Here is a 21,474-nt window from a genome sequence, read left to right on the forward strand (position 1 = left end):
AAGCGCGGGGTTTTTTATTGAGGGGCCTTTAAACTATGCCAAATCTTACAAATGCAGGAAGCAGCGTGATGAGTAAAAAAGCCGTTATCGTATTCAGTGGTGGGCAGGATTCGACCACCTGCCTGATCCAGGCACTGGCGCTGTATGACGAGGTGCACTGCATTACCTTCGATTATGGCCAGCGCCATGTGGCGGAAATCGAAGTCGCACAGAAACTCGCCAAACAGCTGGGCGCCACCGTTCACAAAGTGATGGACGTGTCGCTGTTGAACGAGCTGGCCATCAGCAGCCTGACCCGCGACAACATTCCGGTACCCACGGTGAACAGCTCGGGCGAGAGTTTGCCGAGCACCTTCGTGCCAGGCAGGAACATTCTGTTTCTGACCCTCGCGGCGATCTACGCCTACCAGGTCAAGGCGGAAACGGTGATCACCGGGGTGTGTGAAACCGACTTCTCCGGCTATCCCGATTGCCGGGACGAGTTCGTCAAGGCGCTGAACAAAGCGCTGCAACTGGGCATGGAATACGACGTACGCCTGGAAACGCCGTTGATGTGGCTGAACAAGGCCGAGACCTGGGCCCTGGCGGACGATCACCAGCAGCTGGACCTGATCCGCAACCAGACCCTGACCTGCTACAACGGCATTATCGGTACGGGTTGTGGCAACTGCGACGCGTGCAACCTTCGCGCACGTGGATTGAACGACTACCTCGAAAACAAGGCAGCCGTCATGCAGAGCCTGAAAAGCAAGCTGGCGTGATGTCGATCGTTCCCACGCTCCGCGTGGGCACGCATCCCGTGACGCTCCGCGTCACAAGAGCGGACGCGGAGCGTCCAACGCGGCATTCCCACGCGGAGCGTGGGAACGATCATCAGCTGGCGAGCGGTTGGGCCTCGATCGTTCCCACGCTCCGCGTGGGCACGCATCCCGTGACGCTCCGCGTCACAAAGGCGGACGCAGAGCGTCCAAGGCGGCATTCCCACGCAGAGCGTGGGAACGATCATCAGCTGGCGTGCGGTTGGGCCTTGATCGTGCCCACGCTCCGCGTGGGCACGCATCCCGTGACGCTCCGCGTCACAAAGGCGGACGCGGAGCGTCCAAGGCGGCATTCCCACGCAGAGCGTGGGAACGATCATCAGTTGGCGTGTGGTTGGGGCTGGGTATCGCCGGTGATGTAGCGCTTGAACAGCGAGCGGGCGCCATAGGCCGGCAGGATGTTGAAGAAGGCAAAGCAGACCTTGATCGCAATCTGCACGTAGATCATGTTCAGGATGTCGCTGGTCTGCATGGCGCCGTAGAACGCGATGAAGCAGAACAGGAAACTGTCGATGATCACCGCGAAGAACGTACTCAGGAAAATCCGCAGGAACAGGTACCTGGAATTGGTCAGCTCCTTGATCTTGCACAGCAGGTACGAGTTGATGTTCTCCGACACCAGGAACGAAACCGAAGAGGCGATGAGCACCGACGACACCTGGATGATCACGTCGTTGTAAGGCCCGTCGAGCTTCCAGCCTGGCAAGCCGGGGAGGAAGGTCGAGCCGTAGAGCAGGATGATGATCATCGCGTTACTGGCAAACGCAAACAGGATGGCCCGTCTCGCCAGCCGCAGGCCGAACTGTTCGTTGAGCAAGTCCACGATCAGAAACGTCAGCGGGTAAAGGAACGTGCCGGGCGTGACGATAATGCCCAGCGACTCCAGGTAAATAGGTTTGGTCGCGGCGATGCTGGTGAAGATATAGAACGTAAAGAGCAGCAGGTTCAGGATGATGTAAATCATCCATGAGTTCTCGTTGCGGTCGTTGAGGTCGTACGCGGTCAGCGCTCCTCCCTGTGAGTAGAACTTCTTGTACATGTTCTTGACTTCCATTTTATTTAAATTGTCCATGATTTCGCTGTTCAGCACTTCGCTCAGCTTTATCCGAATGATCTTGCCCGTGGCGATCACCATGATCACCGCCAGGCTCTTGTCATTCTCGAACCCCAGCAACTTGTATTTGCTGTTCTCGACTTCGTGCTCATACGTTGTCATTGAAGCGCTCCTCGATGATATCTCCCACCACACAGATATGATCCGAGCTGACACACGCTTGATCCGTGATAAATAGTTTTTTGCTGAGCCTGTCGTACACCAACTTTTCCTTGTCGTCGCTCGACGTGCCTTTCTGCACGATCAACAAATCGCCCGGCTCGTTGACGCCGGCAATCGCATGTTCCAGCAGCACGGCGATCAAGTTGTAGGAAGTGCCGAAGTAGTAGGTCAGCGGGTACAGCGTGGCGAGTTCGCCAATGCGCTTGTCCATGCTCGCCATGACCTGGCTTTGCTTGATGATCGGCACGGCAGCAGGGTTCATGTTGCCCTGGGGGGAAATACTGCTGTCGATGATCTCTTTTTCTTCGAAGTCGAGGGTCTCGATTTCTTCATAGGAAACGCCGAAGAAATCCGAGATCTTGCGGATGGTGGACTGCTGTACGTTGACGACCTTGCCTTCCAGAATGTTGTAGATCGTGGTTCTGGTCAGGCCGGCCGCGTTGCACAACGACAGCTGCGTCTCTCCGCGGCTTTTGATCAGGTATTTGATATTGCTCTTCAAATACTCGGTGCGTTCTTTTCTGTGAATCAAATGCCCACCACTTCCTTATGTTCTACACAGAGCGTCCATGTTGCGCTGGGGGTGCGTGCTTCGCCGCGGCGCGAAGTGTTGCATGCGCCTGCCACAAGAATAAAGACCGTGATCAGTTTTTTGGCGATTGGCCAGCATTCAGCCAGGAAAAACCGCGTCTTGTCCCCCTGTGTGCGGCCAAAAAGAATCATTTAATTTGGAAAATGTTCATTTTTCTGCTTAATTGCCCTGCGCCCAACGGAAAGGCGCACGGGATTTTCAGGGAAGGAACACAGGACAATGGCAGTCGACACGCAACCACTTACCCACCAGGCCGACCTGCTGCAACGAGGGCTGGCGGATCTACGGGCAGAAGACGCGGAGCTGGCAGCGTTGCTGGATGCGGAAGTCACGCGCCAACACCAGACGCTGTCGCTGGCCGCTTCGTCCTGCGCAGTGAGGCCGAATATCCTGGCGGCGTCCGCCTCGCTGCTGGTCAACGTGACCGCCGAGGGCACGCCCGGCTGGCGTCATCACGCCGGCTGCGAGAATGCCGACCGGGTCGAAGCCCTGGCTGTGCGCCGAGCGCGTGAGCTGTTCGGTGCACAATACGCCGGCGTGCAATCACACTCGGGGTCGACTGCCAACTATCAGGTACTGGCGGCCTTGCTGGAGCCGGGAGACACCGTGCTCGGCATGGCCCCCGATCATGGCGGGCATCTGAGCCACGCCAGCCCCGTCGCGTTCACCGGCGCGAACTACAAGGCGCTCAGGTACGGCACTACCTCCAAGGGTGTTATCGACTACGACCAGGTGCGCACACTGGCGCTGGCCCATCGCCCGCGCGTGATCATCTGCGGGGCGACGGCCTACTCGCACACCATTGATTTCGCGCGCTTGCGTGGGATTGCCGACGAAGCCGGGTCGATCCTGCTGGCGGACATTTCGACCATCGCCGGCCTGGTCGCCACCGGGCGCCATCCGAGCCCGATCGACGCAGCCCACGTCACTACGCTGTGCACCCATAAACAACTGGGCGGCCCGCGTGGCGGCCTGATCCTTTCCGGTCGCGACGCCGAAACCAAGGTGCCGGGCCTTAAGACCAGCTTCAGCCGGCTCCTCGATCAAGCCGTGTTCCCACGAATGCAGGGCGCACCGGCCTTCAACATGATCGCGGCAAAGGCGGCGGCGTTCGGCTACGCCATGTCCGCGGATTTCGACGCCTGGATGGCGCGTATTCGCACCACGGCCGACGAACTGGCCAACGCGTTCCAGGCCTGTGACTACGAGGTGGTGGGCGGGCGCAGTGAAAACCACTCGGTGCTGATTCGCTTGCGTGGCGGCATCACCGGCGCCATCGCCCAGGCGGCGCTGGAGCAGTGCGGCATCATCGTGGACAAGCATCGCGCACCGGGAGAGACGCGACCATCATTCGTCGCTGGCGGGTTGTGTATCGGCACCGGCTCCCTGGCGCAACGCCAGTTCGACGCCGATGGATGTCGGCAGGTCGTCGAACTGGTGTGCCGGGTACTCGATGCGGTCACGCCCCTCAACGAGCACAAGTTCACCCTGGATCCGAATGCACAGGAATCCCTGCGCTTGCAGGCTCAAGCCTTGTGCGCGAAGTATCCCCTCGCGGATTACCTGCACAACTGAGCAAACATCCAAATGGATGTTTCATGTTATTGCAGGATAAATTGCTGTACGGTGTTTAAGCGGCTGTTATAGACGGTCGCGTTGTTGCTCATTCTCATCATTAACAAGCTGCACGACAGCTTGGCGTTCTCCTGGCAGTTATAAAAAGGGCTCTTAAAGTCCGTTCAACCTCCGTGAACGAAGTACTCAGCCTTTTGCAGTGAAGTCGAACTAGGCCCGTGCGCCGATAGTTGTTCGACTCATGAGGAGATATCCCGTGATAACCCGAAGAAAACTCCTGTATTCAGGCGCAGCCTTGACCGGTGCTGGCCTGTTTGCCCCGCTGTGGGCAGGTGCCGCGCTGGCGCAGGAAGTCAGCAGCGCCGCCAGCGACGACATTGAATCCTTCCGCCAACTGTCGATGTTCCTCCTCGAACGCTCGAACCTGGATGCCGCCTTGTCCTTGCGCATCCTGGCCCAGTGCACCCGGAACGACCCTGCATTCCCCGAGAAGATCAAAGCCTTGTGGAGCAAGGTTGGCCAGCATCACTTGCGCAATGTCGGCCAGTTGTCCGGCAGCCCGTTCTACGCCGACCCGGTGATAAAGGACACGACGCAGAAAATCGTCTCCGCCTGGTACCTGGGCTACACCGGCACGCCGGTGTCCCTGCGCGCCACCGACGGCACGCGCCTGGTCACCTTCACCGGCGCCCTGGCCTATGCGCCGACCGCGGACGCCACGGTGATCCCGACGTACTCCCGGGGAAAAACCAATTACTGGGTTAATCCTCCGGCCACGCTGGCCAACGACTAAGACAAGGCACTTTTATGAATCAGGATTTTGACGCCGATGTCATTGTGGTTGGCTCCGGCGCATTAGGCAGTAACGCAGCCTTTGAATTGGCCAAACTCGGCAAGTCGGTGATTATTCTGGAAGCGGGTGAACATATTCCCCGCTGGAAGATAGTCGAGAACTTCCGTAATTCGTCGAACAAGGGCAATTACAACTCACCCTATCCGAATGAGCCGTGGGCCCATCATTCTTATGATGAGCAATACATCGAGAACACCGGTTCTTTCGAGTTCCGCCCCGGCATGTTGAAACTGGTGGGCGGTACCACCTGGCACTGGGCAGCAGCGTGCTGGCGTTACTTGCCCAACGATATGAAACTCAAGACGCTCTACGGCGTAGGTCGCGACTGGCCGCTGGAATACAGCGAGCTGGAACCCTATTACGTGCGTGCGGAAATTGCCCTGGGCGTATGCGGCAGTGACACCCAGGACCAGAGCGGGCAGGGCGGCGGCGCGTTCCCGCCACGCTCAAGCCCGTACCCGATGGCGCCGGAAGGTGATACCTACCTGTTCCAGCGCCTGCGCGAACGCATGGCACCGGCGGGGTATCACTTTATCCATGAGCCCAATGGCCGTGCCACTGAACCCTACGACGGGCGCCCGGCGTGCAGCGGCAACAACAACTGCATGCCGGTCTGCCCCATCGGCGCGATGTACAGCGGCGACGTGCACGCCCGCCATGCGGAACAGGCCGGCGCCAAGCTGATCACCGACGCCACCGCCTACAAGCTGGAAAAAGGCGCGGACGACAAGATCGTCGCCATCCATTACCGCAGCTCCACCGGCGCCGATGTGCGGCTCACTGCCAAGTACTTCATCGTTGCCGCCCACGGCCTGGAAACCCCCAAGCTGCTGCTGATTTCGGAGGTGGCCAACTCCTCCGACCAGGTCGGTCGCAACCTGATGGACCACACCGGCCAGGGCCTGCAATTTATCGCCGACGAGCCGTTGTGGCCGGGACGCGGCGCGGTGCAGCAGGGCGGGATTTTCAACCGCCGCGACGGCGAGTTCCGCAAGGAGCGGGCCTCGGTCAAACACTCGATCTCCAACAACGTGCCGAACATTGCCGTGGCCAAGCGGCTGATCGCCCAGGGCGTGTACGGCAAGGAGCTGGACGAACGCATCCGCCACGATGCGGCGCGTTGGGTCGACGTCTCTACCGTGTATGAAACCCTGCCATTGCAGACCAACACCGTGCGCCCGAGCCGCACCCGCAAGGACGCCCTGGGCATTCCGATGCTGGTGGTCAACTACGAGGTGGGCGACTACGTGAAGGCGGCCAAGGCCGGCGTCACTGAAGACTATGCGCACTTCGTGCAGCTGATGGGCGGCACGGTGGTGGAAGACAACACCGGCTACCAGAACCGCGACCACCTGATGGGCACCGTGATCATGGGCGCCAACCCCAAGGATTCGGTGGTCAACCACGAGTGCCGCACCCACGACCACGCCAACCTGTTTCTCGCCACCACCGGGGTGATACCGGCCTCCGGCACCATCAACCCGACCCTGGCCGGCGTGGCGCTGAGTATCCGTATGGCCGACATCATTGCGCGGGAGGTCTAGGTCATGGGATTGCTTAAATTTCCATTGCTGGCCTTGCTGCTCACCGCGTTGCCGGTGTTTGCCGCTGAAGACACCGCCGCGCTGATCCAGAAAGGTGCGTATGTCGCCCGTGCCGGCGACTGCGAAGCCTGCCACCGTACCGCCGAGAATGGCGGCGCGCCGCTGGCCGGCGGGTATGTGATCGACTCGCCCATGGGCAAGATCATCTCCAGCAACATCACCCCGTCCAAGGCCTACGGCATCGGCGACTACACCGAGCAACAACTGGCGGACGCCTTGCGCAAAGGCATCAACGCCAAGGGCCAGCACCTGTACCCGGCGATGCCCTACACCTCTTACCAGGGCATGAGCGATGACGACATCCACGCCTTGTATGTGTACCTGCAACAGGGCGTCAAAGCCGTGGACCAGCCGGTGCCGGAAACGCACCTGGCGTTCCCGTTCAACATCCGCCAACTGATGTTCGGCTGGAACCTGGTGTTCCTCGACAGCCAGGGTTTTGTGCCCAAGCCCGGCGCCACCGAACAGACCAGCCGTGGCCAGTACCTGGTGGACAACCTCGCCCACTGCGGCGCCTGCCACACCCCACGTAATGCCTTGATGGCCGAGGACAACAGCCAGTACCTGGCCGGTGCGAAACTGGGGGGCTGGGTTGCGCCCAACATCACCTCCGACAAGGTCAGTGGCCTCGGCGACTGGAGCGAGGACGACCTGGTCAACTTCCTGAAAAACGGTCACCTCGCCGACAAGGCTCAAGCCGCGGGCGGCATGGCCGAAGCCGTGGAAAACAGCTTCCGCTACCTCAGCGACAGCGACCTGCATGCCATGGCCGCCTACCTGCACAACGTGCCGCCGATCCGCGATCCCGGGCAAACCGAGCGGGTGGTGCGTGACGTCAAGCCGGTGGACATGAGCACCCTGGAAACCGGCCAGGGCGATCAAGCCTCACTGGCCGACGCCACCGGACTGGATGGCGCACGCCTCTACAACTCGGCCTGCTCCAGCTGCCACGGCCGCGATGGCCAGGGCTCGGCTGACAAGTTCTACCCGTCCCTGAGCCTCAACACCGCGCTCAACGGCAACCAGGCCAACAACCTGGTGATGGCGATCATCGCGGGCATCGACCGCAAAGGTGCCGACGGCGCCGTGAGCATGCCGGCCCTGGGCGGTGACCTGAACGACGCGCAAATCGCCGCCATCGCCAACTACAGCCTGCACACCTTCGGCAACCCGGCGTTGAGCGTCAGTTCCGAAGAAGTCACCAGCCTGCGTCGCGGTGGGGATGCGCCGTTGTTGATCACGGCCATGCCGTACCTGCTGTGGGGCGGTGGCCTGGTGGTGCTGGTGCTGATCATCGTGCTGTTGCTGTGGCGCCGTCACCACCAACACCTGCGGGCAGTGGAGGCCAAGCGGATCGCGTTGAACCGGCGTTTTCATTCCAACTAGCCGCAAACGCAAAAGCCCCGCCTTCGGTATGAAGTGCGGGGCTTTTTGTTGGTTGGGTAAATCACCGGCTGTTTTCCTCGTCATACCCAATTGCAGGAACGGGGGCGAATCCCGCACCTGAAGCTGCGAGCTGACAAGGAGAGGTCTTCATGGTCAACGTGAGTCGTCGTTCCCTGATCGCACTGGGCGCGGCCTTGCCGTTGCTGGGTCGCCTGGACTGGGCTGAGGCAAGCCCCGCCGTGGCGGCGCCCGAGGTGCTGCTCAACTACAACGAAAGCCCCTACGGGCCCTCGCCGGCTGCGCGGCAGGCCATGCAGCGCGGTATTGCCGTTTCGGGGCGCTACCCGTACCCGGACATGTACGCGCTGGTTGAACAATTTGCCCGGCAGCAGGGCATTTTGGAGGAGCAGGTGGCGGTGTTCGCCGGCTCCATGGCTGCGTTGCGCTACGCGGTGCTGGCGTTTACCAGCGAAACCCGCAGCCTGGTGATGGCCACGCCTTCCTACGAAGTTCCGCGCCAGGCAGCCGAGTCGTGCAAGGCCAGGGTGCATGAAGTGGACCTCACCGCCGATCACGCCCATGACCTTCCCGCCATGCTCACCGTTGACCGCCAGCCCGGCCTGATCTACCTCTGCAACCCGAACAATCCCACCGGCACCCTCACACCCGCCAAGGCCATCGAACAGGCACTGGCGCGCAAACCCCAGGGCAGCATTTTGCTGGTGGACGAGGCCTACATCGACTTCAGTGACGCACCCAGTTGTGTGGCGTGGGTCAAGGACCATGACGACTTGCTGGTGCTGCGCACGTTCTCGAAAATCTATGGCCTGGCCGGCGCACGCCTGGGGCTGGCGATCGGTCATCCGCAGCTGCTGGAACAACTGGCGGTGTTTGGCGGCGATAACGTGCCGGCGGCCGCCAGCCTGCTCGCCGCCCGCGCCAGCCTTGCAGATGTGCAACTGGTGCCGGCGCGCAAGGCGCTCAATACCCGGTTGCGGGATGAGACGGTGGCCTGGCTAAAAAACCGCGGATTCACCTGCACGGCGTCTCACAGCAACTGCTTCATGATTGATGTGCGCCGTCCGGCGGGACAGGTCATCGAGCGGCTGGGCGAGCAGGGCGTGAAGATAGGGCGCGTGTGGCAAAACTGGCCGCAGTGGGTGCGGGTTACCGTGGGCAACGCTGATGAGATGCAGCGGTTTCGCGAGGTGTTTGCGGCTCAAGTCGTAGGCTGAATTCGCTGCGACGCAGGTCAAATGTGGGAGCGGGCGTGCTCGCGAAAGCGGAGTGTCAGTCAATGCGTACGTGACTGACCCACCGTCTTCGCGAGCAAGCCCGCTCCCACATTTAGATCGAGTTACTGCTGGGCGATGCTGTAGCCCTCAAACGCCGTCTGCTGCTGCAGCGCGGTGATGATGCTTTTACGCGTCAGTGGCTGCTCGGCGCCCGAGTTATCCACAAAGGTTTCAACCTCAAGTTCCGCCTCGTCACCTTCACCGACAAAGCTGAAACCGAGGAACTCAAACGCCTCACGGTCCACGTTCGGCTTGGAGCGCGGCGAACGCAGCGGCAGGGTGACGCTGATGCCGTCCTTGCTGATGGCGAACACTTCCACTTCCTTCTTCGGGCGGGAAGCCTTGCCTTTGCCGGCGCTCGGGTTGCTGATGGCCTGGTGGGTCTGGTTCAGCACCTTGAGGGCCAGGCCGTAGACCAGCTCCTGAAACTCCGGGTCGTCCTTGAAGCTGGACAGGATGCGGCTGATGGAGAACTTGCTGTTCAGGTCTTCGAGGGCGGCGTTGTCGGCGGCTTCGGCGTCCTTGAGCTGCTTGAGCTCGCCCATCAGGTCGTAGGCCTTGTCGTCGTCGAAAGCGTCGTGGGCCTGGCGGATGGCCACGCGCAGCTCGCGGATCTGGTCGCTTTCCTTGGAGGTGTGGAACGCGTCCAGCACCATTTCACTGATGGTCTTGGCCGCCGGCACGTGCTGTGAAAGATTGATGGCGTTTTCGTATTCAGCTTTGGATTGCAAGGCGACTACGGATTCTTCGGTGCGGGAATCGGACATTGAAATTTCACTACTTCAGTAAACGGGGAGACGGGAAAAGCGTCGCGCATTTTCAGCGGGGAGGGGGATCAGGTCAAGGCAGGATCCTGACGGTAAATGGCGTCAATAGTGATAACGACACATGAGGATCTGTATTCACCCTCCTCAATCCCGTACACCAAACGATGTTCCGCTGTGATTCGCCGGGACCAGAAACCACTGAGGTTATGTTTGAGTGGTTCTGGTTTGCCAACGCCGTCAAAAGGATCACGCTGGATCGATTTGATCAGTAAGTTGATGCGTTTGAGCCCAGCGTTGTCGTTTTGTTGAAACCAGAGGTAGTCGTCCCAGCCTTCAGGCGTAAGGAGTATTTTCATTCTTCAATCAACTGCCTCGGCTTGGCCTTTCCGGCTCGCAGGCTGTTGATCGATTTGATCAAGCGTTCCGCGTTGTTGGGAGAGCGCAGCAGATAGGCCGTCTCTTCAAGAGCGTTGAACTCTGAGAGAGAGATCATGACCACCGGTTCACCTTTTTGCCGGGTCACCAACAGAGGGGCACGATCTTCGTTTACCCGATCCATCGTGTCCGAGAGATGGGCGCGTGCATGGGTGTAGTTGATAGTTTCCATAATTGAGTCCTCGCTTAATGGCTGAAACGTACAGAATACGTACAGGTCATCAAGGGGCATCTTACCAACGGTTGATTTAACCGAGGCGCTTGCCCATTTCGAAGGCGCGTTTTTCGTAGCCCAATTCCTGGTACAGCCGCTACCTGTTATCGGCGATCACGTAAAGGCGCGGCGTCGGCCCCAAGCCCTTCAACGAAGCCGGCAATGCGCTGGCAAGCCTCCCTGAGGGTGTCATCGGCGACGGTAAACGAAACCCGCACAAACCCTTCGGCGCTGGGGCCAAACGCCTGGGCGTCAAGCACCGATACGCCGGTCTGGCGATACAGTTGCCAGGCGAATTCCCGGCCGCTGAGCCCGGTGCGGCGTACGTCCACCAGCATGAACATGCCCGCCTGGGGGGCTCGGCAGTCCAGCTCGCTGATCGCACTCAACGCGTTCACCACCAGGTCACGCCGGCGCCGATACACCGCACGGGCATCGCTGACCAAGGCCTCATCCAGTTCCAGTGCCTTGATCGCCGCCGCCTGGATAAACCCTGGCAGGCCGTAAATCATGCACAGCAGCAAGTTTTCCAGATGGTTGATCAATGTGGGCGGGCCGGCCACCCAGCCAACCCGCCAGCCGGTCATGGCGTGGCTTTTCGACAGGCTGTTGAGCACCACCGTGCGCTCGGCCATGCCGGGTAACGCGCTGATGCTCAGGTGTTGATCGTCATAAATGAGCTGCCCATACACTTCATCGCAAATCACCCACAGGTCGTGGGCGCGTGCCACTTCGGCGACGGCTTCCAGCTCTTCGCGGCAGTAGACGTTGCCGGTGGGGTTGCACGGTGTAGCGAGGGCGATGCCCCGGGTCTTGTCGGTAATCGCGGCTTGCAGCGCGGTACGGGTCAGGCGAAAGCCGTTGGCGGCCGGTTGTTCGACGGTTCTAATGCGCGCCCCCGAGGCTTGGACACAGGCCTCGTAGGTCAGGTACATCGGCTCTGGCACCAGCACTTCATCGCCGTGGCTGAACAGGCACAAGCAGGCCGCGAACAGGCCATTCTGCGCGCCGGCGACCAGGGCGATATTGTCGGCGTGCACCGCAATCCCTTGCAGCAGGCTCTGCCGGGCCGCGATGGCTTCCCGCAGTTTCGGGCGGCCGAGCACAGGGGTGTAGTGGGTGTCGCCGGCGCGCAGGGCGTCCACGGCGGTTTCACAGATCGCGCTGTGCGTGGCGAAATCCGGGTCGCCGACACTGAGCACAATCACGTCTTCGCCCCGCAGTTGGGCTTCGGCGGCGGCGTAGTGAATATCCCAGGCACTGACGGATTCGCCGCCAATGCGCCCCACAAAGGGTGAATAACGCATCCTTGCTCTCCTCGCCGACATCGATGCCCGCGTCAATTAGTCAATTTCAGTTCCACTGTAGAACATGCCGCCTGATCCACATCAAGGGCCGCGCGCAAAAAATCCGCTACAACGAAGCTGGGGCTGGCCATGCCCCGGTTATCTGCCTGATGACCCAATAAAAACGATTGCAGACCTGCGCCGAGGGGACCGCCCCAGGCCGGGTTATTAAAGGAATAGTGCGATGATGTTTCCCCTGTCACGTCTGGGCCTTGTGGGGGTGGTGCTGTGCCTGTCCCTTCCCCTGCACGCCAACGAAGCCGACCCCACGCTGATCGAACAGGGCAAATACGTTGCCCAACTGGGCGACTGCATCGCCTGCCACACCGCCAGGCAAGGCGCGCAGATGGCCGGCGGGCTGGAACTGGGCACGCCGATGGGCACGATCTATTCGAACAACATCACCCCGGACCGTGACACCGGCATCGGCCAGTACACCTTCGAGCAGTTCGACCGGGTGATGCGTGAAGGCGTAACGCCGGCCGGGCAGAACCTGTACCCGGCGATGCCTTACCCGTCCTACGCGAAGATGAGCGAAGGCGACATGCGCGCCCTGTTCGCCTACCTGATGCAGGGCGTGGAAGCGGTGAACAAACCCAATCTGGGAGCGGAGATGGGCTTCCCGTTCAACCAGCGCTGGGGCCTGGCGTTGTGGAATTTGGCGTTTCTCGACAAGCAACCATTCGTGCCGGACCCGGCGAAGGATGACGTGCTTAACCGTGGCGCCTACCTCGTCCAGGGCCTGGGCCACTGCGGCTCGTGCCACACCCCGCGCGGCATCGCCTTCCAGGAAAAAGCCATGAGCGACGCGGGCCGCAGTGGCCGGCATTACCTGGCCGGGGAGACTGTCGAGCACTGGCGCGCCTTGAGCCTGCGCAACCTGTGGACGGTGGACGACACCGTGCAATTGCTCAAGACCGGGCAGAACCGCTTTGCCACGGTCTCGGGCAATATGGCGGATGTGGTTCATCACAGTACCCAACACTTCACCGATGCCGATTTGACCGCCATCGCGACGTATCTCAAATCCCTGCCGCCGGGCAAGGACGACCTGCCGATGCCCGCCGTGGCCCACGAACCCGCCGCACCGCCCAAGGACTTGTTCACCAGCCGTGGTGGCCTGGGTTACATGCAGTTTTGCAGTGACTGCCACCGCAGCGATGGCGGCGGGGTGAAAGGGCTGTTCCCGCCGTTGGCCGGCAACCCGAGCGTTGCCTCGAACAACCCGACGTCACTGCTGCACATCACCCTCACCGGTTGGGAAACCGCCGAGACCGCAGCCCATCCACGGGTCTACACCATGCCTGGGTTTGCGCGGTTGGCGAATCAGGAAATCGCTGAAATCCTCAGTTTCGTGCGCAGCAGTTGGGGCAACGAAGGCACGCCTGTCACGGCTGCCCAAGTGAAGAAAATGCGCGGCCAGCTCAACCCGGTCACCACCGATTCGTCAGCGTTTGAAACCCCACGCCTGGCCGAATTGTTGGCGGCGCCGAATGCCGATCAGGTGGTACGCGGCATGCGCCTGCACCTGCAGACCAAGGAACTGCTGCCCAATAACGTGGGCAACTCGCTGAACTGCACCAGCTGCCATCTCAACGCCGGCACCGTGGCGGATGGTTCGCCGTTTGTGGGCGTCTCGGCATTTTTCCCGAGCTATGCGCCGCGTGCGGGCAAGGTGGTGAGCCTGGAAGAGCGGATCAACGGCTGCTTCCGTCGCTCGATGAATGGCAAGCCGTTGCCAGCGGAATCGGCGGAGATGCAGGCGATGGTGGCGTACTTCGACTGGATGAAAAACAACACCAGGCCCGAAGACAAGGTCGCCGGGCGCGGGGTGGCAAGGTCGACCCGGCGATCAAGCCGGATATGCAGAATGGCAGGCAGGTGTACGCCCGGCAATGCGCGGTGTGCCATGGCGACAATGGCCAAGGGTTGACGCGGGCGGATGGCGAGTTGGTGTACCCGCCGTTGTGGGGCGAGCAGTCGTTCAATATCGGGGCGGGGATGGCGCGGCTGTACACGGCGGCGGCGTTCGTCAAACGCAACATGCCGATCGGTTTCCACGAGAAATTCCCGTTGGGGCAGGGCGGGTTGTCGGATCAGGAGGCGGTGGATGTGGCAGCGTACTTCTCCCAACAACCTCGTCCGGATTTCCCGGACAAGGTGAAGGACTGGCCGAAGGGGGGTAAGCCGGTGGATGCGCGGTACTAACCTCACAACCTGTTCGAAGTGGGCACAGTCAATGTGGGAGCGGGCTTGCTCGCGAAGACGGTGGGTCAGTCACACATGTATTGACTGACACTGCGCTTTCGCGAGCAAGCCCGCTCCCACAGTTTTAACCGAGTGCCGTCAGTTAGAAGGTGGTACGCAGTCCGACCTGCACACTTCGACCCGGCGCCGGGGCGATGTCCCGCAGGATCGAGCTGGCGTAGCGCACGGTCTGGTTCGTCAGGTTCTCGCCGTTGACGAACGCCAGCCACTGGCTGCCGCCGACATTGAAGCGGTAGCCGGCGCTGGCGCCCAAGGTGGTGTAGCCGTCGGTGCCGCTTTCGTTATCCGGCACCCGGCCCTGGCCCGCCGCGTGTTCAACGTCAATCCGCGCCTGCCAGCGGTCCAGTTCCCACAACAAACCGCTGTTCAAACGCAACGGCGCAATCCGTGGCAAGGCTTCACCCGTGTCCAGGTTGGTTGCACGGGTGTAGTCGCCCGACAGTTCCAGCGCGAACTTGCCGTAGGCACCTTCCCCCAGCTTGATGTGATCCTGGGCTTCAAAGCCTGCGAAACGCGCACGCACACCGGAATATTTGTACTCAGGGATGCCGCCGGCGTCTTCCTCGCCTTCGTCATTCAAGGTGCGACCGCTGCCCAGCAGGCCGATGTAGTTGGAGAAGTGGCTGTAGAACACCCCGAAGCTGCCCTTGTGGGTGCCGTTGTCGAAGCGCAGTGCCAGGTCGCTGGACACGGCTTTTTCTTTCGACAGGTTGGCGTCGCCCAGTTCGTAGGTGCCGGTGGCGACGTGAGCGCCGTTGGCATACAGCTCGTAGAAGGTCGGGGCACGTTCGGTGTAGCCGAGGGTGGCGGCCAGGGACCAGATCGGCGTGAGGGTGTACACCGCGCCGGACGACAGGCTGCCGGCGGTGAAGTCGGCGGATTTGTCGGCATTGGCGAAGCGTGCGTTGCCTTTGCCGTCCGGGTCGACGTTGGTGTGTTCCAGGCGCCCGCCGAGGCTCAGCTTGAGGCGCTCGGTGGCCTGCATTTCTTCGAGGATAAACAGCGCGCCGGCGTTGGTATCGGTCTGCGGCACGAAGGCTTCTTCACCCAGGGCCGAGAATTCATTGCGACTGACTTGGGCACCCACCACGCCGTTGAACGGCCCGATCGGCAAGTGTCGCGCTTCCACCCGGGCTTCGTAGCCCTTGTTCTTGAAGGTGGTGCCGGTCTCGCCGCCTTCGATTTCCATGTGTTTGTAGTCGGTATAGCCAGCGTCGAGTTTGACCGAGGTGAACGGGCCTTGCAGGTTTCGGATTTCGGACGCAAAGGCGTAGTGATCCTGCTTCATGCGGATGCGCACGTCCTGCTCGGCCGGGGAGCCGTAGTTGCTGTCGTAGTTGCTGTAGGACAGCCCGGCGTAACCGTCGTCCCAGGTGTAGGAACCGCCGACTGCACCACCGTCCTGGCGTCCGTCGCTGTTGCCGAGGCGACCGTTCTTGCCTTCACCGTCGTCGCTTGGCGGTGCATGGCGGCTGCGGGCAAAGCCGGGGATTTTCAGGTCGTTGAATTCCCGCGCGCTGGCGTCCAGGTGCAAGGCGAAAGTGCCGTTGCCGGCTTCCAGTTTGCCGGCGCTGCTGCGGGTGGTGTCGGCGCCGCCGTAGCGCAATTCACCGGCACCGTGAATGCCTTCGATGGCTTCGGTGGGGATGCGGTTGTCGAAGGTATTGACCACGCCGCCGATGGCGCTGCCGCCATAGAGCAGGGCGGCCGGGCCGCGCACGATTTCGATGCGGTCGACGTTGACCGGGTCCAGCGGCACCGCGTGGTCATAGGACAACGACGAGGCATCCAGCGCGCCCACGCCGTTGCGCAGGAGGCGAATACGGTCGCCATCCTGGCCACGAATGATCGGCCGGCTGGCCCCCGGGCCGAAGTACGACGAAGACACACCGGGCTGCTTGTTCAGGGTTTCACCCAGGCTGCCTTTTTGTTGCAGGGTCAGGTCATCGCCTTCCAGCACGGTGGTGGGCGAGGCGAGGGTTTCGCTGCCCAGCGGGTTGCCGGTGATGATTTGGGGTTGCAGTTCCAGGGCGTTGGCCTGGGAGGTGATCAACAGGGCGGCGGCCAGCGGGGTGAGGCGCCAGAGAGAAGAGAGGGACATCGGTCGTTCCTTGGCAAACGGCAAAAAGAGAAGGCTGAAAACGGTAAGGGATTCGATACCCCTTGATAGTTATCGTTACAATATAACATCACTTTTTTCTCTGCCAAGGGGAACTTTCCCAAACCCCGCTCGATCATTCCCACGTTGATCGTTCCCACGCTCTGCGTGGAAATGCATCCTGTGACGCTCTGCGTCACCATTGCGCAGGGTCAAAATTTGCGTCGACCGCGGGACGCAGAGCGTCCAGTTCGGCATTCCCACGCAGAGCGTGGGAACGATCGAACAGTGGGAACTTTCTCAAACCCTGCTCGATCTCTCCCACGCTGATTGTTCCCACGCTCTGCGTGGAAATGCATCCTTGACGCTCTGCGTCACCATTGCGCAGGGTTAAAATTTGCGTCGACCGCGGGACGCAGAGCGTCCAATTCGGCATTCCCATGCAGAGCGTGGGAACGATCGAACAAGGGGAACTTTCCCAAAACCCGTTCGATCACTCCCACGTTGATCGTTCCCACGCTCTGCGTGGAAATGCATCCTGTGACGCTCTGCGTCACCATTGCGCAGGGTCAAAATTTGCGTCGACCGCGGGACGCAGAGCGTCCAGTTCGGCATTCCCACGCAGAGCGTGGGAATGATCGAACAAGGGGAGCTTTCTCAAACCCTGCTCGATCTCTCCCACGCTGATTGTTCCCACGCTCTGCGTGGAAATGCATCCTTGACGCTCTGCGTCACCATTGCGCAGGGTTAAAATTTGCGTCGACCGCGGGACGCAGAGCGTCCAATTCGGCATTCCCACGCAGAGCGTGGGAACGATCGAACAAGGGGAACTTTCCCAAAACCCGTTCGATCACTCCCACGCTGATCGTTCCCACGCTCTGCGTGGAAATGCATCCCGTGACGCTCTGCGTCACCATTGCGCAGGGTCAAAATTTGCGTCGACCGCGGGACGCAGAGCGTCCAGTTCGGCATTCCCACGCAGAGCGTGGGAACGATCGAACAGTGGCCTATAGTGAAGGCAGCGCTTCCACCCGCACGGCCCGTCCGCTAAGGTGCGCGGCTTCGTTTTCTTCTTTTCGCAAAAGGCCCGGCATGACCGCGACAAACAAAGACCCACTGCACGGCGTCACCCTGGAACAGGTCCTCACCGCGCTGGTGGCGCATTACCAATGGGAAGGCCTGGCCGAGCGCATCAATATCCGCTGTTTTTCCAGTGACCCGAGCATCAAGTCGAGTCTGTCGTTCCTGCGCAAGACCCCGTGGGCGCGGGAGAAGGTCGAAGGTTTGTACGTGAAGTTGATGCGCACCAAGCGACCGGTCGAGGATTGAGGTGAAACGTCACCTTATCGGCCTCGCAGCCCTCGGCGGTTGGGCCGGCCTGGCGCTGCAGCAGTACATCATTTTCTACTTCCGCTGGGTCGATGGCGCCAGCCTGTTGCCGGGCCTGGTGAATTTCTTCAGCTTCTTCACCGTGCTCACCAACACCCTGGTGGCGGTGGTGTTGACCCATGCGTGGGTGCAACGGCCGACCGCGGCGAGGCGGTTCTTCCTTGGCCCCGTGGTCAGCAGCGGGATTGCCGTGAGCATTGTCGTGGTCAGCCTCGCCTACAGCCTGTTGTTGCGCCACATGTGGCAGCCTGCGGGGGTGCAATTTGTGGCGGACGAGCTGCTGCACGATGTGATGCCGTTGGTATTTGTCGCGTATTGGTGGTGGTGCGTGCCCAAGGGCAGCCTGCGCCTCAAACACATCGGGCTGTGGGTGATTTACCCGGTGGTGTACTTCGCCTATGCGTTGTTGCGCGGGTATGTGTGGGGGCTGTATCAGTACCCGTTCATTAACGTGGACACCCTGGGTTATCCACAGGTGTTCATCAATGCCGGGGGGATTCTGGTGGGGTTTGTGCTGATTGCTCTGGGGGTGGTGGGGCTGGATAAAATCATCAAGCCCCGCACTTGATTCACGCTTCTTCGCTGTCTTCCGCGCGCCAGTAACCCACGGCCTTGAGGAACGCCTCATTGACCTGGTGCGTGTCCAGCAACACCCGTCGCAGTTGGCGCGAGAGCTTGGTTTCGGTGGCGACAAAGCTGTACAGCGAACCGCCCGGCAGCGTCAGGTTCTGCACCGTCTCGAGCAGGTCATCCTGGCCGCGCACCACCCAGATCACTTCCACTTCGGCAGCGCTGGCCAGCGGCTGCTGTTCCGCCGCATTGGCGATCTCGATCACCGCCAATACCTTGCGCCCCGCCGGCAATTCGTCCAGGCGCCGGGCAATCGCCGGAATCGCGGTTTCATCGCCGATCAACAGGTAGCTGTCGAAGATATCCGGCACGATCATCGAGCCACGCGGCCCACCGATATGCAGCTGCTGGCCGACCTTGGCCTGCTCGGCCCAGGTGGAGGCAGGGCCATCGCCATGCAGCACGAAGTCGATGTCCAGTTCGCCAATGGCCAGGTCGTACCGGCGTGGGGTGTAGTCGCGCATGGCGGGTTGCGGGCCGTCGCCGCGCAAGTTGAAGTCGGGGCTGTCCAGCGCCGCTTGTTCGGCGGCGTTCTGTGGGAACAGCAGCTTGATGTGATCGTCACTGCCCAGGCTGATAAAGCCCGCCAGTTCCGGCCCGCCCAGGGTGATGCGGCGCATGCGCGGGGTGATGTCGACCACCCGCAGGACTTCGAGGCGGCGGCGTTTGATTTCGTGGGTCACGCGGTGGATGGCTTGGGTATTCATTGAGCTTTCCCGTCGGCAATGGCTTGGGCGGTGCTGTTGAGCAGCGCCGCGACACGAACGATTTCTTCCGGGCTCCAGCGCCCGTGGTGCGAATGCAAGGCGTGGCGCAGGTTGTGCACCGCCTCGTGGATTTCCGGCGGACGGTCCTGGCCCCGCAGCGAACGTTTGCTCACATCCATGCGCATTCGAATGCCTTCGAGGGCAACCGCCTGTTCGCTTAAGAAGAGACGACCGGCGTCGGTGATTGTGTAGCGTTTTTTTCCGTCTTCGGCGTCGCCGGTAATCAATTCGCTTTCTTCGAGAAAGGTCAGCGTGGGGTAGATCACGCCGGGGCTGGGGCTGTAGGCGCCGTCGAACAGGGTCTCGATCCGGCGAATCAGGTCGTAGCCATGGCACGGCTGTTCGGCGATCAGCGCCGGCAGCAGCAGTTTCAGGTCGCCGGGGGCGAAGACCCGTGGGCCACGGCCGCCGCGCTCGCGGCCTGGGCGTTTGTCGAAGCCGTCGCGGCTGTCACCGGGGTCGCGGTGTGAATGATGGTCTCTCATTTCGGGTGCTCTCGTTTGGTTTAGATACAACGTAAGATATATCTTATTGCCGCCGCAACCCCGGCAGACGAACGGTCATCTCGCGTCTTGTGAGACGGGACTCGAAACGGGCCGATCAGCGCACTGACCCTTTCGACATATTCGCCAACTTGTTAGTTGGCGTGCCCCAGTAATTACTGTTGTTTTTTATAATATGTAATCCTATTCTTACGGACTTGTTCTGCACTAAATCATTCTCGTTAAGTTGATGTAGTCCGTTTCTTACGGCTGATTCAAAAGTTTTGGCAAGGTGCCATAATTTTCCTATGTGTCTTGGTGTGACAAGGCTACGTGAATAAGCGAATCGACCGGCTTTCATATTCAAAATCGAAATGGATAATTGCCCGGCCTCGAACGAACTCCTGAATTGCAATACAAGTAGTTGGAAATTCTTCGATTTCCACTGCTTCAGGAAACTGTTCCGGCGCTTGGTTAATAAGTCCTGTGCACAACTAAGCCAGGATTTCGTTTTGATTTTTAATACATATGAGCATCTGCAAATGAAGACTAAAGTAAAAGCTGCGCTGTTGACTGTCGGCCTGTTGGCGGGTTCGATCTCTGTTGCTAATGCGGCGGACGGGACGATTACATTTACCGGTTCGGTCCATTCGGGTGCTTGCTCTATCAAGCCTGAGTCTGTGGATCAGTCAGTTGCACTTGGCGCTATTGCAAAGCATCAGTTGCAATCCGGCGGCAAGTCCACCGCCCGCCCCGTGAGTATCGAACTTGAAGGTTGCGACCTGTCTGGCCTCACCGACAACACCGTGACCACTACCTTCACCGGTGCACCGTCCAGCGTTGTGCCTGGCGGCATCGGCACGGTCGGCAGCGCGGGCGGCATCGGCATCATGATGACCCACGGCGGCAAAGCGATTGAGCTGGGCGTGCCAACCACTCCGCAGGCCATTGTTGCCGGTAATAACACCCTGCAGTTCGGCGCCTACGTACAAGGCCAGGCGACAGGCGACATCGTTCCTGGTGATTTCAGCGCGGTCACCAACTTCACCTTGGCTTATCAGTAAGTGTTTCCCCCGCCACCACTGGTGGCGGGGGAAAACTGGCGGGAGATCAAGGTGAAAACATTCATAAGTCTCGCTATTGCCTCTTCATTGACCCTGTTCATCAGCCCTTGTGATGCCGCGCAGGCACGTGTGCAAGGCGATGGGCTCGTCACGCTGGGAGGCGAGATCATTGACTCGGCCTGCGGGCTGGAAGCGGTCACTGCCGATCAGACCATCGAAATGCCTCCCGAACCCATAGGCCGCCTGTTGCGAGAGGGCGCGGGGCAAATGCAGCCGTTCCAGCTGCGGCTGGTCAATTGCACCGTGACCCGACCCGACCCGTTGCGCCCCGGCGAAACGCTGCCGGACTGGGAGCACCTTCGCGTGACGTTCGACGGGCCCAGCGATATGGGCGGGCGCTCCTTTGCAGCCTTTGGTGCCTCACAGGGGGTTGCTTTCCATATTGAGGACGCGGCTGGCCAGGTAAGCGTGCCGGGAGTGCCAATGGCGTTGCTGCCGTTGGTTGATGGCGACATGACACTTCATTACAGGCTCCGCCTGGTGGGCAACGGAGTGCCGCTGTTGGCAGGGGCTCACCGCGCGGCGGTGCGGTTCAAGTTGGAATACTTCTGAAGA

Annotated in this window: 18 protein-coding genes and 2 pseudogenes; 11 read left to right on the forward strand and 9 right to left on the reverse strand. The window is 60.7% G+C overall.

Features of this window, described 5'->3' with window-relative positions; genetic code table 11:
• Positions 1 to 68: 68 nt before the first annotated feature.
• Positions 69 to 761, forward strand: coding sequence for a 7-cyano-7-deazaguanine synthase QueC (gene queC / locus HX811_RS01445; RefSeq protein WP_003216378.1), 693 nt, complete (start codon positions 69 to 71; stop codon positions 759 to 761).
• Between the two features lie 376 nt (positions 762 to 1,137).
• Here the strand turns inward: queC and HX811_RS01450 are convergent, their stop codons facing one another.
• Together HX811_RS01450 and HX811_RS01455 are read right to left on the reverse strand one after the other, a co-directional pair.
• On the reverse strand, positions 1,138 to 2,034 hold the full coding sequence (locus HX811_RS01450; RefSeq protein ID WP_177044449.1) for a queuosine precursor transporter: 897 nt from the start codon (positions 2,032 to 2,034) through the stop codon (positions 1,138 to 1,140).
• Positions 2,021 to 2,626: a helix-turn-helix transcriptional regulator gene (locus tag HX811_RS01455; RefSeq protein WP_177044450.1), complete on the reverse strand. Its 606-nt coding sequence runs from the start codon at positions 2,624 to 2,626 to the stop codon at positions 2,021 to 2,023. Before HX811_RS01455 ends, HX811_RS01450 begins: the two co-directional genes overlap by 14 nt.
• 279 nt (positions 2,627 to 2,905) lie before the next feature.
• Here HX811_RS01455 and glyA point away from each other — a divergent pair, with 279 nt between their 5' ends.
• From glyA to HX811_RS01480, 5 genes are all read left to right on the forward strand, one after another.
• Positions 2,906 to 4,261, forward strand: a complete 1,356-nt coding sequence (glyA, locus tag HX811_RS01460) for a serine hydroxymethyltransferase (protein WP_177044451.1) — start codon at positions 2,906 to 2,908, stop codon at positions 4,259 to 4,261.
• Between the two features lie 256 nt (positions 4,262 to 4,517).
• Positions 4,518 to 5,054 carry a sugar dehydrogenase complex small subunit gene (locus HX811_RS01465; protein WP_023659207.1) on the forward strand — a complete coding sequence of 179 codons (537 nt, stop codon included), beginning with the start codon at positions 4,518 to 4,520 and terminating at the stop codon, positions 5,052 to 5,054.
• A 14-nt stretch (positions 5,055 to 5,068) separates the two neighbouring features.
• Positions 5,069 to 6,658 carry a GMC family oxidoreductase gene (locus tag HX811_RS01470; protein WP_102369856.1) on the forward strand — a complete coding sequence of 530 codons (1,590 nt, stop codon included), beginning with the start codon at positions 5,069 to 5,071 and terminating at the stop codon, positions 6,656 to 6,658.
• A 3-nt stretch (positions 6,659 to 6,661) separates the two neighbouring features.
• Positions 6,662 to 8,104, forward strand: a complete 1,443-nt coding sequence (locus tag HX811_RS01475; protein WP_102369855.1) for a cytochrome c — start codon at positions 6,662 to 6,664, stop codon at positions 8,102 to 8,104.
• A 149-nt stretch (positions 8,105 to 8,253) separates the two neighbouring features.
• Complete coding sequence (locus tag HX811_RS01480) at positions 8,254 to 9,339, forward strand: pyridoxal phosphate-dependent aminotransferase (RefSeq protein WP_177044452.1); 1,086 nt, start codon at positions 8,254 to 8,256, stop codon at positions 9,337 to 9,339.
• A 122-nt stretch (positions 9,340 to 9,461) separates the two neighbouring features.
• Here HX811_RS01480 and HX811_RS01485 read toward each other — a convergent pair whose 3' ends face one another.
• The 4 genes and pseudogenes from HX811_RS01485 to HX811_RS01500 form a co-directional block, all read right to left on the reverse strand.
• Positions 9,462 to 10,166 carry a hypothetical protein gene (locus HX811_RS01485; RefSeq protein ID WP_177044454.1) on the reverse strand — a complete coding sequence of 235 codons (705 nt, stop codon included), beginning with the start codon at positions 10,164 to 10,166 and terminating at the stop codon, positions 9,462 to 9,464.
• A gap of 102 nt (positions 10,167 to 10,268) precedes the next feature.
• Positions 10,269 to 10,522: pseudogene (locus HX811_RS01490) on the reverse strand (Txe/YoeB family addiction module toxin).
• Positions 10,519 to 10,773: a type II toxin-antitoxin system prevent-host-death family antitoxin gene (locus HX811_RS01495; protein WP_087692805.1), complete on the reverse strand. Its 255-nt coding sequence runs from the start codon at positions 10,771 to 10,773 to the stop codon at positions 10,519 to 10,521. Before HX811_RS01495 ends, HX811_RS01490 begins: the two are co-directional and overlap by 4 nt.
• 146 nt (positions 10,774 to 10,919) lie before the next feature.
• The gene (locus tag HX811_RS01500; RefSeq protein ID WP_177044456.1) at positions 10,920 to 12,122 is read right to left on the reverse strand and encodes a pyridoxal phosphate-dependent aminotransferase; all 1,203 of its coding nucleotides are present in this window, start codon (positions 12,120 to 12,122) and stop codon (positions 10,920 to 10,922) included.
• A gap of 223 nt (positions 12,123 to 12,345) precedes the next feature.
• Here HX811_RS01500 and HX811_RS01505 point away from each other — a divergent pair.
• Positions 12,346 to 14,369: pseudogene (locus HX811_RS01505) on the forward strand (c-type cytochrome).
• A 142-nt stretch (positions 14,370 to 14,511) separates the two neighbouring features.
• Here the strand turns inward: HX811_RS01505 and HX811_RS01510 are convergent.
• Positions 14,512 to 16,530 (reverse strand): TonB-dependent receptor, encoded by a 2,019-nt coding sequence (locus HX811_RS01510; protein WP_177044458.1) that lies wholly within the window; start codon positions 16,528 to 16,530, stop codon positions 14,512 to 14,514.
• Between the two features lie 1,089 nt (positions 16,531 to 17,619).
• On the opposite strand from HX811_RS01510, the gene HX811_RS01515 reads away from it, so the two are divergent.
• Both HX811_RS01515 and HX811_RS01520 read left to right on the forward strand, forming a co-directional pair.
• Positions 17,620 to 17,856, forward strand: coding sequence for a VF530 family DNA-binding protein (locus HX811_RS01515; protein ID WP_003216406.1), 237 nt, complete (start codon positions 17,620 to 17,622; stop codon positions 17,854 to 17,856).
• 1 nt (position 17,857) lies between these two features.
• Positions 17,858 to 18,484, forward strand: a complete 627-nt coding sequence (locus HX811_RS01520) for a Pr6Pr family membrane protein (protein WP_177044459.1) — start codon at positions 17,858 to 17,860, stop codon at positions 18,482 to 18,484.
• 1 nt (position 18,485) lies between these two features.
• Here HX811_RS01520 and HX811_RS01525 read toward each other — a convergent pair whose 3' ends face one another.
• Both HX811_RS01525 and HX811_RS01530 read right to left on the reverse strand, forming a co-directional pair.
• Positions 18,486 to 19,253, reverse strand: a complete 768-nt coding sequence (locus HX811_RS01525) for a siderophore-interacting protein (protein WP_177044461.1) — start codon at positions 19,251 to 19,253, stop codon at positions 18,486 to 18,488.
• The gene (locus tag HX811_RS01530) at positions 19,250 to 19,798 is read right to left on the reverse strand and encodes a PadR family transcriptional regulator (RefSeq protein ID WP_003216412.1); all 549 of its coding nucleotides are present in this window, start codon (positions 19,796 to 19,798) and stop codon (positions 19,250 to 19,252) included. The genes HX811_RS01525 and HX811_RS01530 overlap by 4 nt, the downstream gene beginning before the upstream one ends.
• Before the next feature lie 539 nt (positions 19,799 to 20,337).
• On the opposite strand from HX811_RS01530, the gene HX811_RS01535 reads away from it, so the two are divergent.
• Both HX811_RS01535 and HX811_RS01540 read left to right on the forward strand, forming a co-directional pair.
• Positions 20,338 to 20,859 carry a fimbrial protein gene (locus HX811_RS01535; protein WP_177044463.1) on the forward strand — a complete coding sequence of 174 codons (522 nt, stop codon included), beginning with the start codon at positions 20,338 to 20,340 and terminating at the stop codon, positions 20,857 to 20,859.
• 51 nt (positions 20,860 to 20,910) lie between these two features.
• On the forward strand, positions 20,911 to 21,471 hold the full coding sequence (locus tag HX811_RS01540; protein WP_177044465.1) for a fimbrial protein: 561 nt from the start codon (positions 20,911 to 20,913) through the stop codon (positions 21,469 to 21,471).
• Positions 21,472 to 21,474: the final 3 nt, after the last annotated feature.

The organism is Pseudomonas sp. F8002, assembly GCF_013385495.1.
In the GTDB taxonomy this organism is placed as follows: Bacteria; Pseudomonadota; Gammaproteobacteria; order Pseudomonadales; family Pseudomonadaceae; genus Aquipseudomonas.

Bases quoted from the DNA above. Each gene is read 5' to 3' on its own strand.
- queC (WP_003216378.1), top strand. From the start codon at position 69: ATGAGTAAAAAAGCCGTTATCGTATTCAGTGGTGGGCAGGATTCGACC.
- HX811_RS01450 (WP_177044449.1), bottom strand. From the start codon at position 2,034: ATGACAACGTATGAGCACGAAGTCGAGAACAGCAAATACAAGTTGCTG.
- glyA (WP_177044451.1), top strand. From the start codon at position 2,906: ATGGCAGTCGACACGCAACCACTTACCCACCAGGCCGACCTGCTGCAA.
- HX811_RS01470 (WP_102369856.1), top strand. From the start codon at position 5,069: ATGAATCAGGATTTTGACGCCGATGTCATTGTGGTTGGCTCCGGCGCA.
- HX811_RS01475 (WP_102369855.1), top strand. From the start codon at position 6,662: ATGGGATTGCTTAAATTTCCATTGCTGGCCTTGCTGCTCACCGCGTTG.
- HX811_RS01480 (WP_177044452.1), top strand. From the start codon at position 8,254: ATGGTCAACGTGAGTCGTCGTTCCCTGATCGCACTGGGCGCGGCCTTG.
- HX811_RS01485 (WP_177044454.1), bottom strand. From the start codon at position 10,166: ATGTCCGATTCCCGCACCGAAGAATCCGTAGTCGCCTTGCAATCCAAA.
- HX811_RS01495 (WP_087692805.1), bottom strand. From the start codon at position 10,773: ATGGAAACTATCAACTACACCCATGCACGCGCCCATCTCTCGGACACG.
- HX811_RS01500 (WP_177044456.1), bottom strand. From the start codon at position 12,122: ATGCGTTATTCACCCTTTGTGGGGCGCATTGGCGGCGAATCCGTCAGT.
- HX811_RS01510 (WP_177044458.1), bottom strand. From the start codon at position 16,530: ATGTCCCTCTCTTCTCTCTGGCGCCTCACCCCGCTGGCCGCCGCCCTG.
- HX811_RS01515 (WP_003216406.1), top strand. From the start codon at position 17,620: ATGACCGCGACAAACAAAGACCCACTGCACGGCGTCACCCTGGAACAG.
- HX811_RS01525 (WP_177044461.1), bottom strand. From the start codon at position 19,253: ATGAATACCCAAGCCATCCACCGCGTGACCCACGAAATCAAACGCCGC.
- HX811_RS01530 (WP_003216412.1), bottom strand. From the start codon at position 19,798: ATGAGAGACCATCATTCACACCGCGACCCCGGTGACAGCCGCGACGGC.
- HX811_RS01535 (WP_177044463.1), top strand. From the start codon at position 20,338: ATGAAGACTAAAGTAAAAGCTGCGCTGTTGACTGTCGGCCTGTTGGCG.